Origin of the sequence: Zunongwangia sp., assembly GCF_048269745.1 — a bacterium.
GTDB lineage: Bacteria > Bacteroidota > Bacteroidia > Flavobacteriales > Flavobacteriaceae > Zunongwangia.
In genome coordinates, this window is sequence record NZ_JBLXIB010000007.1 from 111,466 (window position 1) to 129,115 (window position 17,650).

The window sequence follows — 17,650 nt, forward strand, 5'->3', positions numbered from 1 at the left end:
CTAAATATACAATCAATGAGAAAGTTTTATCTATTAGGTTTAATAAGCCTATTATTTTTATCGTGTAGTGACGATGACAATTTCCTGTCGGTAGTTTCACACCAGTTTTCAATAGATCTTGGCGAAGACGAAAATAACATGCCGGCTGAATCTGCTCGCATTTCTTTAGAAAATATAGAAGATGGTAAAACCTATACTGTTACTACCGATGCTTCAGGGAATGCAACTATAGAGGTAGTACCCGGCACCTATACTATAAATGTGGCTAAACAATTTACAGCGGAGGAATATACCGCCTTCTCAGGAAAAGAAGCTACTGATGAGGTAATATTTAATGGTAGTTTAACTAATGTAAGTATTTCAGAAACAAACACCACTACAGAAGTCTCTTTAGTAACCGGGCAAATTGGAGATTTAGTGTTTAAACAAATCTACTTTTCGGGATCTGATGTACGAAAAGGAGCTGTATTCCGCGACCAGTTTGTAGAAATTCATAACAACTCTAATAAAACCATTTATTTAGATGGATTATATTTTGCACAAATAAAAGGACAAACTAGTATTAGTTCTACGGTTAGAGATTATAATTTATCTAATGGTCAGTACGATTGGAGTCAATCTATTAATCAACAAGATCCCGACAATGCAAATACCGCGTATGTATATGCTGAAGAAGTATTGCAAATTCCGGGTAGCGGAGAAGAATATCCGCTTGCATCAGGACAAAGTGTAATTATTGCAGCTACTGCAGTAAATCATAAAGCTCCATTAACTACCCAAAATAGTGACGGAGAAACTGTAACTTATGAAGTAGAAGATCCATCATTAACGGTAGATTTAAGTCAGGCTCCTTTCGAGGCGTTTTATCAAGATTATTTTGCTTCTACCGGCGGAAATGGAATAGACTCTGATATTGACAATCCAAATTCGATAAATTTAAATATCGTTTTTAAAACCTTTAAAGGAAACGATTTAATATTAGACACCAAGGGTCGTGAGGCTTTAGTTATTTTTAGAGCTAACGAAGAAGAATATCAACAAATAAACTCAGTGCCGCTGCCCTCTATCAACGATGATAGATTTGATGAAGAAACCTCAACATTCATGCAGGTGCCTGTAGCATATGTTTTAGACGGGGTAGAAATACAAAATACAGATCCGGCTAAGCCAAAACCACCAAGATTACCAAATAGCGTGGATGCTGGTGAAATAGCAACAATTAGCGGGAAATTTTCTTCAGAATCAGTAATCCGTAAAGTGAAGTCTGAAAAAGATGGAAAAGTATTTTATCAGGACACTAATAACAGTAGTAACGATTTTGAAGTACTAGATAAACCTATTGTAGAAATTACAACTACTTTTTAAATGAATCGGTATCGTTTTTTACTTTTAGGTATAGCCATTTTTACTATAAATATAGTAGCTCTAAAAGCACAGGAATTTACTCCAGGCGGTAATACTTTTTTTACAGATATTATAACTGCTAAAAGGGGGAATCCATTCAACTATTTGTATTTGCCTGTAAAAAACTATACCGAAACAGGATTGTTTTATACTGCTGAAGGAGGGGATTTTAGAGATGCTAGAATCCCTTCCCAAATGCAGGATTTTGGATTACAAACTCAAGGAATTTTTAAGAATGAAAGCGGAATTTTATTTTACGGCAATTTATCGATTACTAAATCGTACTATAAAAATTTAAAATGGAATTTAAGCTATCAGCTTCCGGAAAACGCACTTATGGAAGATCCGCATTATTTTGGAGTAGCCAGGCCTGGTAATTGGAGTAATCAAGATTATGATATTAATGGCGGAATTGTATTTCCTATAAATGATAAATGGCATGCATTAGCCGAAGTTAAGTATCATCTTTTCAATAAATACAGGAACGATAGAGACCCTCGTGATAAAATTACCTTTAATGAACTTGTATTTAATGCCGGATTTAATTATCAAATTAATCAATCTCAGTACCTAAATATAAAAGGAACATACGGAGCGACCGATATTACCAATAGACCCTCTTTTAATGTGGATAGTAATAATACTCCTCGATATTATAGACAACATATTAAATGGTTAATTGGGTATGGTTCGTTTACCAATCCGTTTTTTGAGCATACCATGCGTAATTATCATCAAGCGGGTGTTTCTATAGGGTATCTATTAGATAACCAAAATTATAATGTTAGTGTAAATATTGGCTACCTTCAAAAACAACAAGATACTTATAAAAATGGTAATGTAAATAACAAGCATAAAGAAAAAGAGTTTTTTGCTGAATACAAACCCAAAACCTATTCTTTGGATGCTTTGGTATTAAAAAAACAAACCGAAAACAGCCATTTAAAACTTCAATTTTCAGGATTGAATACAAAGGCAGAAAATGTACTTACTAATAAAGGAGGGAAATCGTATTCTACTTCGTTAACCGAAGCTTCGTTACTTTTCGGTTATTTAAAAATCGCGCAAAACAAACCAATAATCGATTTAGGCGTTGGGGTAGAATATACGAACTCTAACCAGAAAGATGTGTTGGAACAGTCTCGTTTAGAATTTTCATTTTTGAAACCAAAATTTTATGCAATGAAGCGTTTTAAATTGACCTCCGTTTTAGATTTTTTACCTAGAATAAGTGGACAAGCAAATATTTCTTTACAGCAGATTAATAATTACCCTAGTTTACAATTTAACAATATAGATGATAGTGATTTTTTCGGTTTAACCCGTAAGCTTTTTTATGAAGAGGTAACACAACCCAATGCGGAGTTTTTTGGGGTTTCAAACTGGCAAACCAACATCGATTTAGGATTCAACTTTAAATCCTTTAAAAATCTTGATACTTATTTTACCATTGGTGGAGCTTACCAAGAAAGCTTCGACAATTTGCAGAACTGGAATAATGCCACTCCAAATAGATGGAATTTTTCAGCAAGTTTAAAAGTATATTATTAAAGCATGAGACATACAATATTCAAAATTTTAATTTTCTCAATAGTTTTAAGTTTTTTTGGTTTTAAAGCTTATCAAGAATATAATATAGATCAGTTACGTGAGGTTTATAGTAGTGGAGACCCATCTACTTGGCCAAAACCTACGTTAGATTCAACAATAAACAATTCTGATTTTAAGGATATAGGAAGTTTGCCTGATGTTCAATTTCCTACAGATAATCCATATTCTGAAGCCAAAAAAGACTTAGGAAAAAGCTTGTTTTTCGATCCACGTTTATCATCAAGCGGACAAATATCCTGTGCTAGTTGCCATGATTCAGAACTGGGTTGGGGAGATGGAAGAAGGCATAGCTATGGGCATTTAAGAAGAGAAGGTAGAAGAAATTCAATGACGATTTTAAATTCTGCTTATGCTGAAACTTTATTTTGGGATGGTCGCGCTAGTTCGTTAGAAGATCAGGCGCAATTTCCTATTCAGGATACGCTAGAAATGAATTTTCATATAAATTTGGCTTCTGAAGATATCGCAAAAATTGAAGGCTATAAAGCTTTATTTAAAGCCGCTTTTGGGGATAAAACAGTTAGTAAAGAACGCATTCAAAAAGCAATTGCTACCTACGAGCGTACGATTGTAAGCGGGCGCACTCGTTTTGACCGATTTATAGATGGAGAAAGTAAAATGTTTACCGATCAGCAGGTATTAGGAATGCATTTGTTTAGAACTAAAGCTCGATGTATCAACTGCCATAATACCGGTTATTTTTCAGATAATAAATTTCATAATACCGGTTTAACGTATTACGGGCGACCTTTTGAAGATTTAGGACGTTATGAAGTTACCGGAAACAAAGATGATGTGGGGAAATTTAAAACTTCAACTTTACGAGAAATTAGCAGAACCGGGCCTTATATGCATAATGGGTTATTTCAAAATTTATACGGAATTGTAAATTTATACAGTGCCGGGATGCCACAGCCAAAACGAAAAGATCATCAAGTAAACGATACATTATTCCCAACAACTTCTCCTTTACTAAAAAAGCTACACTTAACTAAAAAAGAAAAATATGCTTTAGTGGCATTCTTAAGAACTTTAGAATCGGTGAATCATCGGGAAACTCCTCCGGAGCTCCCCGAATAATAGTTGTTATTTTACTTGTAATGGTTTGTTATAAAAAATAACGATACCTAAAATAAAAATAAAACAAACGCTACCAATAAGTTTGTATATATTGTTTTTAGCCGTTATATAATCTGGGCTTGCTTTAAAGGAATGCCTAGGCTCTTTTTTATAATCTTTAGGATAAAATAATACCTGATTATATAAATAAGGATAATAAAAATTACGTAATGCATCGTGGTGCTTTTTAGCACTTTCCATAAATCGTAAATGTGCATTTAGGTCCGTTGCTGCAATAGCATTTAGAGCTCCTTGAACATTTACGGGAACCGATAAAAAATTAAGATTATTTACTAACTTCTGTCGATTTTTCAATCCTTCAAAATATTCTTTTCTTAAATTTTCAACAGCAACATCCCCAAGATGCTGAAAAGCATAATACCAACGCCAGCCAAAATGATCTTCTATTTTTGCTGTATTTTTCCATTCCGGGTAATAAGAGAAAAAACGTTGCATGGTTTCATCTTTTGGTAAATCCCAACCACCGTGGACTTCTTCGCGTTGTTTAATAGTTAAAGCTAGAGCTTCCGGAACCGGTTGTTTTAAATTTACATATACATTTAAGCCCGCCGGAATTATAAATGTAAAAGCTAACCATATTCCTAATAAAGAAACAGCATTAAATGCAGACGCTTTTTGTAATGAAGCTATAAAAAATGACACGCCAAACCAAAATAAACAATTGAATGTAATTAATAAAAACCACAGTAAAATTCGGCTATCTAAAGATATTTCAGCATAATAAAATCCTATAATAGAAAGTAAATACGCTAAGCTTACAACCAATATAAATCTAAAAAATAGCTTAGCGCTTACTATAGTTATGGTTTTTATAGGTTGCGATAAGAGTAAAGGTAAGGTGCCTTGCTCTTTCTCTATTGATAAAATATTAAAACTTAGCCCAATTATTAAGAGTGGAAAAAAATAGATAAGCACAAAAGATAAATCGAAATTACCTGCTAAAGATTTCATAGGATTTACAATTTCAGAATCGTAGAGTTGAGATTGTAAATTCAATAAGCGTAATTTTATATAAAACGGATTAATATCCCGCTGTCCTAATGAAAGTGCAGCCCATGCATCAGGTAAATTACGAGCAAAAGTAGAATGATAATAGCCTATGTTACCGGCATCGGTTCCATTTGGATACCTATCTGATAATTCATTTATATTGTGTTGCGTAATTCCGTCAAGCGCTTCAATTACTTCTTGTTGTTTTTTAATTTCGGCGCTACCATAATAAATGCTATAAAGCCCTAAAATAAATGTAAGTGCCAGTAATAATTTAATACTTCGGTTTGCTTTAAAATTTAGCCACTCGAATTTCAGTAAAATTAAAAAGTGTTTCATTTTACGCTATTTTAGATTTTCGGATTATAAATGTGGTAGAGCCAGAAAGTAAAAACATCCAAAATATGAGTGCAAAAACAGAAAACCAGTGGTTTTTTATAGACCACCATAATCCGGGTGTAGTGTACGAGAAAGGTTCAAATTCCTTCCAGGTTTTACTATCAAGTCTTGTTAATTTATCTCCGTATTTGAGACGGGTAGCTTGAATGTGATTCAATTTTTGAGTACGTTGGTATCGATATTTTTCTGCTTTTTTAAGAAAGTCGGTATATCGGTAAAAATCGGAGCCGGCAATTCCCATAGATAAATTTCTAATTGCTAGAAATGGGTTTATAAGTGCAGCATAAGTAGCTATTTTATTTTGTTTCTGAAAAGTCTGCGTAATTTCATCAAAATGTTTGCTATAAGTCTTGCTACTTTGTTCCTCTCCTTTAGCTAGCCAAAGGCCATCGAAGTTTACTGGTAAATCTTCTAAAGAATTTACGCCATATTTATCAAATAATTCCTGTTTCATGGCTTCTGCACGTTCATCTTTAGAATTGTGCCCGTCGATTCCGGCTAATACTTCTTCATGAATTTCGGCATTCATTTCAGCCTTCGTAATGCTAGGGTAAAGCTGGTCACCAATGTTGGCAGTAACTTTTGGCATAATTACACAAAAGAGCATCCAGATACCTAAAAGGGTAATTAATGAAGCACTAGAATTAGTATAAGCTGCCGAAACGATTACTGAAAGCATAATAAAAATAAAAAAGTAGCTGCTATAAGCAGCTATAAAACTTAGATAGCGAGCCAACATTCCTGTTTCCCAGTCAAAATTACCTTGTAAAAATAAGACAATGCATACTAAGAAGAATGCGGGGTAAATAAGTGTCGCTACAACTAGGCTGTACCCTTTAATTTTTCCCCAAGCAATTTTTGTAATCGATACTCCTTGACTAAGCAGTATTTTTAATGTTCCAGTTTCTTTTTCTTGAGAAAAAGCCCCAAAACATAAAAAAATAATTAATAGCGGAACTAAAATTTGAAGTACAAAAGCAACACTCATTTCGCCAAAACGAATAAGCGAAGTCGATTGCTGTGCCTCACTGAAATTAGCAGTGTTTTGTCGGTGAGCTTCCATGTACAGAGTGGTTCCTGTAAAAGAATCTATCCCAAAATCCAGAAAACTTAAAGGAGATTTTGGCCGAAATGCATAAGAACCATAATGTGCCATTCGGTGAGGATGACGAGCCGTTGAATTTGTAAACTGATCGTTTACCGTTTGCTGAGCAGTATTTCTTTCGTTTTTTAAGCTCTCATAATTTTGCATGCCAATTATGGTAGCCATTACTAATAAAATTGAAATAATTATAGCGATAACAATAAATCTGCGATCTCGAATACTACTTAGATATTCTTTTTTTGCAATACTTTGTATCATATCTATAATTTCATATGGTTTAAGTATCTTTTTTCAAGTTCACCCGCTTCCAAATTTTTTGCCGGTAAAATATCGATTAGCTCTCCTTCACGCATAATTCCAATTCGTGTCCCTAAGGCTTTCGATCTAAATATATCGTGAGTAGCCATAAAAATAGCGGTTCCTTTATTGCTTAAATTTAAAAGCAGTTCAGAAAATTCGTTGCTAGCTTTGGGGTCTAAACCGGAAGTAGGTTCATCCAATAAAAGTACTTGTGCTTTTTTTGCTACTGCAATAGCAATTCCTACTTTTTGTCGCATTCCTTTGGAATAGCCGCCAACTCGACGAGATATTGCTTCAGTAGGTAATCCGGCAGTTTTAAGGTAATTATTTAATTCAGAAGAGGTATATTTAAAACCCGCCAGACTACTAAAAAGCGACAGGTTTTCCATACCGGTTAAATTGGGGTATAACATTACATTTTCAGGAATATAAGCAAGATGCTTTTTTACTTCCGTACTATTTTTATGCACATTTATTCCGTTTATAAATGCCTGCCCTGAAGTAGGTTGTATAAAACCTAAAAACAGGTTAATTGTTGTAGATTTACCAGCTCCATTTTGCCCTAATAAACAAAATATCTCTCCTTTTTTAATTTGTAAATCTAAATTTTGTAATGCAATTTTATCTTGATATTCTTTGCGTAAGCTTTTAGCTTCTAATATAAAATCCATCAGATGTTGTTGAGGTTTGTTTTTTAAAAAGTATATCCTACTGAAGTTATAAAGTTTGCTGGTTTTCCCGGGCTAGCTCTAAAATAATCGTACCCACCTACAAAATACTTTTTATTAAAAATGTTATTGATATTTATACTGATATTAAATTTATTAACCTTATAAAATATTGCGGCATTTGCTATAGCGTAGCTTGGCCAATAATCCCAAATTAAATCTCCGGTATTGATATCTTGGACTTGTAACTCCATTCTGCGTTTACTTAAGGCTTGACCGCCTATTGCAAGCCCAAATCCGTTTAATGAAGAATAGTGCGAGAAACTATATTTTAACCATAAGCCAGCCGAATGTTTAGGGGCATTAGCAGCCATTCTATCATTTTCTGCTGCAACCGAAGCATCTTCAATTTTAGTATAATTGTAAGCATAATTAGCATTAATACTCAATAAGCGGTTTAAGTTACCACTTATTTCAGCTTCTATTCCTCTAGAAATCGCTTTACCATTTTGTCTATAAATAGGATTTCCTTCATCCGTTAAAAATCCCGTATTTTGTAGCGTATTTCTTTTTTCTATTTGATAAAGAGAAATTGTACTTATTAATGAATTATTGAAGAATTCTCCCTTAAATCCAGTTTCAACTTGATAGCTTGTTTCATTTTTAAAAGAATTTGATTGGCCATATCGTTCAGGAAATTTTACAAATTGTGCTTTTACTGGCTTAAAACCTTGACTATAACTAGCAAAAAAGTTGATGTTATCCTTTAATGCATAAGTTATACCTAATCTGGGTAATGCGGTATTTTGAGCAACTTCTTCCTCACCATTACCGTAATCTCTTTCATCTCTATAAAATTCATAGCGCAAGCCTAAAAGAACATCTAAGCGATTGCTTAAGCTTACCTGATCCTGTACGTATATTCCGGTAGTGTGGTATGCTGAATTTAAATAATCTATAAAAAATTGAGGAGTAGGGCGTTCTATATAATTATCAGTATGTTTTATTTCGTAAACGGGATTTTTTAAATCAAAACGTAAGGGAATAGTATCTCCGGCAACAACTTTTGCTCGAGCATCAATCATCGCACTGTTTTTATCCGGACTAAACCGAACGTAATCTAAGCCCGCTATCAATTTATGTTTTATTTTTCCGGTATTGGCTTTTAGAGAAAAGTAGCTCGATACATTGTCGGTATATTCTTTGGCTTGACGTTCAAAATACCGCATGTTCATTATAGTATTTTGTGGTGCATCGGCAAAGGTATTCAGTGTTCGATGTTCTCTCAAATCTTCATTATATGCAAACTTCATGTAGGCTAGATTGAAAGAAAATTTTTCTGAAAATTTATGATTTAACGACATATTTACCGATAAATCTTTCACCTTAAAATAATCGTTAGGCTGATTAAGAGCAAAAGAAAGTGGAAGCGCAAACAAATTACCACCTTCTATGGGCAAACCACGATCTAAATACCCGTTAAAATTACTATAAACTAATTCTGCATTTATAGTTGTTTTATCGGTGGGTAAAAAAGTAACAGATGGCGCAACAATAAATGATTTGCGGTTATTAAAATCTCTAAAGGTTTTAGTATCCTCGTATCCTACATTTAATCGATATAATAATGTTTTCTGAGTATTTAGAGGACCTGTAAAATCTAGGGTAGACCGTACAGTTTGAAAACTACCTACAGAAAATTTAACTGCTTTTCTATCTTTATCTAGCGGTTTTTTGGTTACCATGTTAATAGTTCCACCTGGGTTAATATCACCAAACAATGCCGCTCCGGGGCCTTTTAAAACTTCAACACGTTCTAAGTTTACCGTTAATGGTACTCTAAAAAATCCATTACCGTAGCTATAACCCGACCGTAAACCATTTACAAGCCTAAATCCACTTTGATATCCATTTCTAAAGCCTCTCACCGTAAGGTCATCGTAACTAGAATATTGATTTACACCTGCAACGTTTTTAACAACATCGTTTAAAGTGAAAGCTTGCTGATCGTCCATAAGTTCTTTGGTAACAGTAGCTATAGATTGCGGAACATCAATTACATGACTAGCTGTTTTTGTACCTATAAAACTATAATCACTTACGTAATTGTTACGTTTTCTCCCTAGTAATTCTACCTCTTGAAGATCGTAAGAATGAGGGATTAACTTGATTTTTATAGAATATATAGGTTTTTCTTCGCTTAGCTTTATTGTTTTATAAGTAGGATCAAAACCAAGTGCACTTGTAAATACCGTATAAGTACCGTAAGGTAAATTGGATATAGAAAAACTACCATCTGCTTTTGTAATCGCTGTTTTTTGACTTTCTTTAAGTTGAACAGCTACTTTTTCAATAGGATTATTATTCTTAGAAATAATTTTCCCTGATAAAGAACCTGTTGTTTGTGAATAAAGTGCAGTTGATGCAAAGATTAATAATAAGAGAACGAAACTATTTTTCATTATTGTAAATTGAAAGAATCAAGTTTTAAATGTTGAATTTATTAGTTGATGTGTCCAATATTGAATAGACCATCTCCTTTTTTTATCGGTGGATTAAATGTTTTATAAAGGATCATTCCATCAACAGGACATTTTATATCAGTTACATGATTTCCGAATAAATCGGTGATATAACCGAGCTTCATTCCTTTTTTTACATAATCTCCGCTAGTAAAATCACTATAGAAAAACCCGGTTTCTGGGCTACTTATGGTAGTTCGTTGCCCAATCATAACGGGTTCTTCGTTTTTAGGTGGTGTCTGATCTACCATATCTAGATAGCCCATTACATTCCACAAGGCCTGTTTAATTCTTATTACAAATTTTTCTTCCACAATACCTTTTCTTCCACATTCAATATCTATGGCCGGTATATTTTGAATAAAAGCTTCTCTAGAAGTGTAAACTGCTTTATTTTTTAAGCTTGGTTCATTTCCGAATTGTACTACAAAAGGGAATCCCATTGCAACGGCAATATCTTTTGCTAGTTTAGAAACAACTGGTTTATCAAAATAATTATAATATCCGGCATACGCTCTCAAATCGTTATTATAATCTCCGGCATGAACATCGATGTAATAATCGCAATTCGGAATTATAGTATTAGAAATTGTCCACGCAATACGCTCGGTCATACTTCCATTTTTGGATCCAGGAAATACACGATTTAAATTTTTTTGGTCTATAGGATTTACTCGAAATGATCGATTTAGAAAACCTTCTACATTTGCAATATGTACTAAAATAATAGTACCCGACAAGTTTTTAGGATCGATATCTCTGGCTAGTTGTTGTGCAGCTAAAATAGGAACGAATTCGGTGCCATGTACACCGGCAACAATTCCTAGCACAGGCCCTTTTTTTGTACCATTAAAAATTGTTACCGGAATTACAGTGCTATCTGTCTCTGTTTCGACAGGTAAAAGAATTTCAGTTTTGCTTCCAGGTTTTAGCGAGTGCTTTGCAAATTCAAAATTTATATTTTGGGCTATAGTTATTGTGGAACAACTAATAAAAAGAAATACCACAATTGTTTTTAAATAAGAAATAGGAGAATTCATAGTATGAATTAGTTAAATATTTTAGATTCTAAATGAAGCATTGAGATATTGCTATATAAGTATAGCAATTAATTTTAATGCCGATAATTTATACGGTATTAGCCGATTACTAAAAAATAGCAATCGGAGTAAATAATAAATATTTGTAATTTTAACAGAAAATAGAACTAGGTGGGCCTCTTAAAGAGAAATGAGGTTTCGATATTAATTTTACGCTATTTTGAAATTGCGTAATAAATTTAATTTTTAATAGAAAATTAAACTGAAAAGAAGTAAAAGAAGTAAATTGAAAACTACTAAAATGGAATTTACATAGTTTACAGCTTAAGTGATGCTTTTGAGTATAAGATGCGAGAGTGAAATTATTTCCAGTTTTCTGAACTTCTTTTTGAGCTGTAAAAAGTTCAGCTTTTTTTGAATTATGCAGAGTAGTATGTACAGCTGAAAAAACAGTGATTATTAAAAATAACCATCCGAGAAAAAGAGCTATATGAGAACGATTATGCATTTAGCGCGAAAATATATAATCTTTTTATATTTAAAAAGATTTATTTAAAATCTCTAAAAATCGATTATTTTTTTATCAAAAATATTTAATCCATTTTGCATTAGAAGCTCGTTTATAGTTTCCAAATAATTTTGTTGGCCAATATAGCAAACAAGCTAAAGTAATAGCAATTAACCATATTGTGGCTACATTATCTACTCCAAAATAGTCACCCTTATTAGTTCCGAAGAATAGAACAAGAATTTTATAAGAAGCCAGTAGAATATATAGATGAACTACATAAAAAAACATGGGAACACTCCCAAAGGTTTTTAAAACAAGCATCCATTTTTTTTCAAATCTTTCAAATACAAACAATAAAATAGAACCGATACCTAACGTAAATAATAGAAAATCTAACGAAGGTGGGTATTTTGTGTAATTTAAAAAAGACATAATCGATTTTAGTGGGCTATCATAGTTTTGCCAATCTAAAGTTTCTCCATAAATGTTGAAACCTCTTAAAATTAAAAGCAGAACTAATAATGAACAGCTTGTGCCTAATAAGTATTTATAGCGTGTTTTAGGAGCAACTGATTTTCCGTAAATAGCTCCTGAAAAATAACCTAATAGTATAACACCTATCCACGGTAAAACTGGGTACGAGGCTTTAATACTTAACCAATCTGTTTGCAATAAATATCCCCTATCATGTAAAATAGTCCAGATGTAGTAGAAAAAATTATCTGGATTTACATGAATATCAGTTAATAAATTATGCCCAAATACAATAAGTAATCCTAATCCGGCTATTATATAACGATTTATTTTGACCATAGCAGAAAGACTAATCATGCTTATTCCTATAGCCCAAATTACTTGTAAATACAATGTTTTATAATTACCAAACCATGAAAAATTGATTAAAGTAACTTCTAATAACACTAAAAATAATCCTCTTTTAAGAAGAAAAGAACGAACATTCCTTTTTGGTTTATTAGGCGGATTTTGATACAAACATGCCGATAAACCAGTTAAAAAAACAAAAATAGGAGCACAAAAATGAGCTGTTAATCTAGTGAAAAATAACTGAGTTTCTGTATTATCAAGATCAAGCGGATCTGTAATTGGATGGTGATAGAAAAAACGTTCTCTAACATGGTCTACCAACATGAGTACAATTACCAGACCTCTTAAAATATCTATCGATAAAATACGCTTTGTCGCCATATTCTTTTTTAAACTCATATTTTTATATAAGCCTGCAAAACTAATAGCTATAACTAAAAAATACTACAAATAACTATCAATAAATTTTAAAGTATTGGTTGTTAATTTGTAAGTAGAACTATTTTATCTATAATAATAAAAAGAAATTAGCGGAAAACCGGGAGTTTCAATATCCCAAAAAAAGGGGATATTTGTGTTTGGTTACAATTGTATGTTTGTAAAAATTCAAGATGTATTGAATTTTAAACCGACAGAAAAAGTTCCTATTTCAAGCTTTGAGGCAATTCTATTACTTTTTGTCGGTATTAAAAATAGGTAAAGGGAGTTCCTATAACTTACGAAAACTACTCCTCACTTAATTTTTAATACATGAAAACTTTAAAATTGTTTAATGCTGTTATAGCTAAGCCTTCAGCAAAAACTACAGCGTTTGTTTCAGATTTAGGTTTTGTAATTGAACCTCATGCTATTTGGGCGAAAGATCAAATTATGGATTACTATGCTCAGCAGCAATTAGACGGAAATCAACTGAATAAGAGTTTTCATAAATCTTGGGAGAAAATAAATAATAGTGATCATGTGGATTTGTATATCGAACAAATTCAGCATTATTTTTCTACTTACGGAACCGATTTTACTGCAGAAGTTTACCTTCCGAAAGAAGTACTCGATATTCCGGGTTTAAAGCTCAGCTATAAAGTAATACAAGCATTTTCTAAAGCTAAAATGATTCAGAAATGTTTAGGACTTTTACAGTCAAGTATAGCTTTAAAGGAAGAAACCGTAGATGATGTACTTTCGGTATTAGTTGAAGACTTAGACTATCAATTTACTGGTAAAGAAGACATTAAAAATAAAGAAGCATTAGTTAAAATTGCAGAAAATTATAAAGTCTATCCAGAGCATCCTGTTGAATTCTTTAGGTACATTATTTATAAAACTACAGAAACAACTTTACTGATTAAGAATAAAGAATTAATAGATCTTATTAAAACAAGTTCTTATAACCCTACAGATGCTTTTAAAGAATTTGGCTTAGCGAAACTTGCTGAAATTTTCAACCGATTTAAACCTTTGTTTTTAGCATATAAAAATAGAGCGCCAAAAACCATTAATAAAATTAGTAAACTCTCTAAAAAATACCACCAGCCTTTAGCTATAAATCCTTTAAATCAGGTTACACAAGTTTTGTTAAGCAATGCCGATTTACATTGGTTAGATAAGGCATCTATATTTGCTTTATTTAAAGCTTTATCGGCTTGTTATACTAGAAAAGAAGGGCAAGACACGTTTGTTTATCGAATTAGAAATGGGAAATCATGGGTGCAAAAAGACACGGTTAGTTTAGTAAATGAAAAAAACTATACGTTTTTAATGAAGTACCTAAAAAACAGGTTCAATTTATCGGGAAAAACTTTTTTTACTTCTAAACATATTGAATTAGGAATCCCTACTTCAGAAAAAATGTTTGTGGGGAACATTCCAACTGGAACTCGTTTTTATGGTGATAAATTAGCTATTGGTATTTATTGGGAAAATTCTTGGGGTGCGCGAGATCTCGATTTGTCAGGACTTAATATTGGCGGTAAAATAGGTTGGAATGCGAACTACAATCAGGCTGATGGAGGTCTTATGTATTCCGGCGATATTACAGATGCACCAACGGGTGCGGTAGAATACTTATATGCGCAACAAGGTTTAAAATCACCTACTTTAATTCAGAATAATGTATATACGGGAACATCAGATTGTAACTATAAAATTATAATAGGGAGTGGAGATAATATTGATAATGCTTATATGATGAATCCTAATAGGGTGATGGCTGAATTAAAAACCAATGCTGTACAAAAACAAACCATATTAGGAATGTTAATGCCGGAGCACGATAAACAATGTTTTGTTTTGTTGAATTTTGGCGCGGGAAGCTTAAAAGTTTCCGGTAATACGGAAGTTGCTACGTTAGCCAACCAGGCATTAGTACAACAATGGAGTAATCCACTTTCATTAACTGAACTTTTATTAGAATTAGGAGCTGAAAAAACCGAAGAAAAAAATCAAGCAGACTTCGATCTTTCGCTAGAAAATTTAACGAAAGATCACTTATTAAACATCTTCAGTTAATTGTTTCTCTCTTTTGTTTTGGTATCTACGAGTTGCAGTAAAGTTGGCATTCTAAAATTTCCGTGCATCATTTTAATATGAATGTAAGCTTCTTCTAAACTGATACCAATGGCCGAGATATAGAGCGGACGTATGCTTTCGCCTCGTAATAACGCTTTGTAATTCGAGGTGTTTGATTGATACTGCGATTTTGCCACACCAATAATCGGTATTTTTCTATCGATTTTTTCGTATAAATGACCACCTAAACCGAGTTTGTTTTCTTCAAGCGTGGTGTAGCCATCAATTACAATGGCATCAATTTCTTCGATATTAATTTGTTGTAACAGGCTTACAATACACGGTAGTTCTCGTTTGTAAAAAGAACCTGGTTCATAATCAGCAACGCCTTCAATTATTTCGCTGTAAATATGCAAAGGTTCTTCGTCTTGCCAGTCGTTAAAGCTTACAGCAATGGTTTTAGCTTTATTGTCAAAATAATGAGTATCAAAAGCAAGAATCATAAGTTTGGTTTTTTTTGAATGCTTCTCATTTAATATTATGTTGATAAAGAAGTTCTTAGTGGTTGAAGTTTTATTTTCTGCATACAATATTTTGATTTCAAGAGATCATTTTTCAAATATCAATCGGCACGGGTATTTAAAATTTTAACTATTTCAATTGTAGTAGCTCCAAGGGCCTGAGGTTCTTGGATATCAAAAGTAACTTTACGTTATAACCACTCCGCTTCAATACCTAATTTTTCAAAATCATCCACAATATGATCTTTGGCGTAACACAAGGTTACTTTTTTTAAGTTGGGAAAGTGTTGAGCATCTGCTACGCTTTCGATATCCCAATAGTCTTCATCGCCCCCCGAGAACGGTATTAAATTCATATAGATATCGTTACCACCATCTTGGTAGAGTTCCGTGAGTTTAGGGGCCAAGCGTAGAGGAACCGGAAAATCTTTAAAGTATTGCGTCACTTCTGCAATGGGTTCATAGCCTTCTTCATCTATATCAATAGCTCTTTGGGGATACCATTTTGCAAATTCGTGTACATCAAACTTGGGAGTCAATAGCCCCTGAGTATACATCAATTCTTCAATTACCGAAAGTTTAAATCCAAAATCTGTAAATGTGATGAGCGCTTCATCAGGAATGGTAATTACATATTTATCTTTTGGTATGCCTGCCCAACGATCGTAAGCTTCGTACTGACTCACTTCAATGGCTTTAATAGTATCAGCATCTGCATCAAACCAGGCGCTTATCGTATTTAAAACCAACGCGCCCGAAGTATCTCCGTCAAAGAGTTTGACCCTTTTTTCTGGGTGTTGATGATAATAGCTAGCAATAGCTTCGTCTTCAAAACTAAAGCTTCCGGCGAAAGTTTGGGAAGGACTAAATTGATAATTCTCCGTTTCAAAGATGATGCTTAGGGCATAGATTAGATGTTCTTCTTTAGAATAACCTAAGATACCCAGTTTGTCCCAGGTGTACACACCGCCTTTTTTGCCTTTAAAATAACGCGGTTTCTCTCCTAATACATTTTCCAACGCAGCTAAAGATATGGGGAATGATACGGGCTTGTTATTGATGGTAAAACCAGTTGCAGTCAGCTGTATATCGATCATAATAAATTTTTAAAAGGTTTATAACGCATTTTGACGGTTTAAGAATTGATCAAACGAGGCTGAGATTTTAGTCACTTCGCCGCCATCGTGGTCATACGCCCATACCGAAAAATCAGCTTCCGGATCCAGATAGAGGTAGTCTCCGTTTTCGTGACCAATCACAAAACCTCTGGCCACTCGATCTAGTTTTACCGGACCAAAATGTGCCGAATTCGCATAAAGCTCTGCTATATTTTCACCCGCTACGTGCGTGTAAAGCTTTAAACATTCATAATTCGCAGCTTCACCAACTCCGTTCATCGTCCAGCGTTTTAACAAGGCTGCTTGTCCCATCATCGTCCAAGTACGTGCATCATCGTGTTCGCTATTTTCAATTTGAGTGCCTTCAGGATTTTCATTGAGAAATTGAAGGTAGCTACTGGGTAATTCTTGCTGAAAGGTTTCGCTAAAAGCTAATGACATAGTCTCATAGAGTATTTAAAAGTTCGGTTACAAAATTGCACACATTTTAAGGGAATAAGCTAACCGTTTTCAGGGATATTGAATTTTAGGAGAAGTTGTATTCAAGGAAAACCAAAAATCAACCCTTAACTGAAAATTCCCCGAATTCAGGGATAATAATACGCAAATTGAATAGTTAACTTTGTAAGAAATCACAACTATGGAAGATCATAAACACCAAGCCGCTTTTTTAGACTCATTAAAGCGTAACAACGATAAAATACGAGACGACCGTGCTAATGCTATTGCAGAAGATGCGCAGTTGATGTACAAACGGGAAACCGAAGATTTGGCCCTGTCTTTAAAACGTTTAAAGCGCGAACAAGAAAATATGCTGGATATGAGTCCTACAGATGCCAATAGTCTGGTATTAGCTTCAGATTTTGATGCTAAGAATTATGTCGCTAAAGACTTAGAAATGGCGGTCAAAATAAGAAACTTAGAAATCAAATTAGAACTGGCCAAGAAGCGCTACGCGTATTTATTTGGTGGTAAAATAGAAAAACTATAA

Annotated in this window: 14 protein-coding genes; 5 read left to right on the forward strand and 9 right to left on the reverse strand. The window is 33.4% G+C overall.

Translation table 11 applies throughout. From position 1 onward, the window contains the following. The first annotated feature begins 15 nt into the window (after window positions 1-15). Genes ACN0WI_RS10035 through ACN0WI_RS10045 form a run of 3 tightly spaced genes read left to right on the forward strand, consistent with a single transcriptional unit; the run spans window position 16 to window position 4,095 of the window. Entirely contained in the window at window positions 16-1,365 is a 1,350-nt protein-coding gene (locus ACN0WI_RS10035; RefSeq protein WP_417886627.1) for a DUF4876 domain-containing protein, read from the forward strand. Beyond that, the gene (locus ACN0WI_RS10040; RefSeq protein WP_417886629.1) at window positions 1,366-2,955 is read left to right on the forward strand and encodes a DUF6850 family outer membrane beta-barrel protein; all 1,590 of its coding nucleotides are present in this window, start codon (window positions 1,366-1,368) and stop codon (window positions 2,953-2,955) included. 3 nt (window positions 2,956-2,958) lie between these two features. Next, window positions 2,959-4,095, forward strand: a complete 1,137-nt coding sequence (locus ACN0WI_RS10045; protein WP_417886631.1) for a cytochrome-c peroxidase — start codon at window positions 2,959-2,961, stop codon at window positions 4,093-4,095. Between the two features lie 6 nt (window positions 4,096-4,101). On the opposite strand, the gene ACN0WI_RS10050 is transcribed toward ACN0WI_RS10045, so the two are convergent. The 6 genes from ACN0WI_RS10050 to ACN0WI_RS10075 all read right to left on the reverse strand — a co-directional run bounded on the left by ACN0WI_RS10050 (window position 4,102) and on the right by ACN0WI_RS10075 (window position 12,914). Beyond that, window positions 4,102-5,484, reverse strand: coding sequence for an ABC transporter permease (locus ACN0WI_RS10050; RefSeq protein WP_417886633.1), 1,383 nt, complete (start codon window positions 5,482-5,484; stop codon window positions 4,102-4,104). A 1-nt stretch (window position 5,485) separates the two neighbouring features. Further along, entirely contained in the window at window positions 5,486-6,907 is a 1,422-nt protein-coding gene (locus tag ACN0WI_RS10055) for an ABC transporter permease (RefSeq protein ID WP_417886635.1), read from the reverse strand. Between the two features lie 2 nt (window positions 6,908-6,909). Continuing rightward, window positions 6,910-7,611, reverse strand: coding sequence for an ABC transporter ATP-binding protein (locus ACN0WI_RS10060; protein WP_417886722.1), 702 nt, complete (start codon window positions 7,609-7,611; stop codon window positions 6,910-6,912). 32 nt (window positions 7,612-7,643) lie between these two features. Next, window positions 7,644-10,079 (reverse strand): TonB-dependent siderophore receptor, encoded by a 2,436-nt coding sequence (locus ACN0WI_RS10065; protein WP_417886637.1) that lies wholly within the window; start codon window positions 10,077-10,079, stop codon window positions 7,644-7,646. A gap of 41 nt (window positions 10,080-10,120) precedes the next feature. Continuing rightward, complete coding sequence (locus ACN0WI_RS10070; RefSeq protein WP_417886639.1) at window positions 10,121-11,179, reverse strand: succinylglutamate desuccinylase/aspartoacylase family protein; 1,059 nt, start codon at window positions 11,177-11,179, stop codon at window positions 10,121-10,123. A gap of 583 nt (window positions 11,180-11,762) precedes the next feature. Next, on the reverse strand, window positions 11,763-12,914 hold the full coding sequence (locus tag ACN0WI_RS10075) for a DUF1624 domain-containing protein (RefSeq protein ID WP_417886641.1): 1,152 nt from the start codon (window positions 12,912-12,914) through the stop codon (window positions 11,763-11,765). A 351-nt stretch (window positions 12,915-13,265) separates the two neighbouring features. Here ACN0WI_RS10075 and ACN0WI_RS10080 point away from each other — a divergent pair, with 351 nt between their 5' ends. Next, window positions 13,266-15,020, forward strand: a complete 1,755-nt coding sequence (locus ACN0WI_RS10080) for a hypothetical protein (RefSeq protein ID WP_417886643.1) — start codon at window positions 13,266-13,268, stop codon at window positions 15,018-15,020. Here the strand turns inward: ACN0WI_RS10080 and ACN0WI_RS10085 are convergent. From ACN0WI_RS10085 to ACN0WI_RS10095, 3 genes are all read right to left on the reverse strand, one after another. Continuing rightward, window positions 15,017-15,610, reverse strand: a complete 594-nt coding sequence (locus ACN0WI_RS10085) for an endonuclease V (protein WP_417886644.1) — start codon at window positions 15,608-15,610, stop codon at window positions 15,017-15,019. The two genes, ACN0WI_RS10080 and ACN0WI_RS10085, sit on opposite strands and share 4 nt — an antisense overlap. Before the next feature lie 122 nt (window positions 15,611-15,732). Continuing rightward, entirely contained in the window at window positions 15,733-16,506 is a 774-nt protein-coding gene (locus tag ACN0WI_RS10090) for a DUF6892 domain-containing protein (RefSeq protein ID WP_417886645.1), read from the reverse strand. 150 nt (window positions 16,507-16,656) lie between these two features. Then, a complete protein-coding gene (locus ACN0WI_RS10095; RefSeq protein ID WP_417886646.1) occupies window positions 16,657-17,100 on the reverse strand; it encodes an SMI1/KNR4 family protein in 444 nt (147 codons plus the stop codon). Window positions 17,101-17,299: 199 nt separating this feature from the next. Between ACN0WI_RS10095 and ACN0WI_RS10100 the strand changes: the two genes are divergently transcribed. Continuing rightward, window positions 17,300-17,650, forward strand: coding sequence for a hypothetical protein (locus ACN0WI_RS10100; protein ID WP_417886648.1), 351 nt, complete (start codon window positions 17,300-17,302; stop codon window positions 17,648-17,650).